This is a genomic window from Helicobacter cinaedi CCUG 18818 = ATCC BAA-847, from assembly GCF_000155475.1.
Taxonomy (GTDB): Bacteria; Campylobacterota; Campylobacteria; order Campylobacterales; family Helicobacteraceae; genus Helicobacter_C; species Helicobacter_C cinaedi.
In genome coordinates, this window is the sequence record NZ_DS990430.1 from 1 (window position 1) to 599 (window position 599).

Below are 599 nucleotides of genomic sequence, written 5' to 3' on the forward strand. Positions count from 1 at the left end.
AATCTCTCGCTCACTTCCAAAGATTCCACAACGATGACTTTACTTGGAATCTTAAAGGGGGCAAGTTTGTTTTTGCAGAAAGTTCTTATGTATTTTTTTAATTCTAGATTCTGCGTTACCTGCGTTGTCTCTTTGGTGCTTTTAGCGGATTCTGCACTCAAGGCTCGGTCATTACCCCTTAGGTAACTCCCTTCGCCTTTGCTTTGAAAACCACTAAAATCACTCAAAGATACTTCCGCAGTGTTGCTGTCTGTGTTTTTAGAATCTAAGTTTGCAGATTCTGCTTTGCTAGATTTTATGTAATGATTAGAATCTAACACTACCTTTACACTTACACTTTGCCCTGTAATCGCATTAGATTCCCCATATACAACACAATCACTTATAAATGGAATCTGTAATAGCACTCCCTCAACTTCTTGTGGGATAACTTTCTCTCCACCCACATTTATAACTTCTTTTGCCCTGCCTATAATCTTTATATACTCTTCCCCATTAATAGTTTTTACTTCTACTAAATCTCCAGTAGCAAAGTAGCCTTCATTATCAAACACACTATTATCACTATTAAGATAGCCTAGTGCGTTTGTGTGGGATTT

Annotated in this window: 1 protein-coding gene; it reads right to left on the reverse strand. The window is 37.4% G+C overall.

The features are described from left to right. Nucleotides 1–599, reverse strand: a 599-nt coding sequence (locus HCCG_RS12720) for an AMP-binding enzyme (protein WP_002957718.1), incomplete at both ends; no start/stop codon positions are given.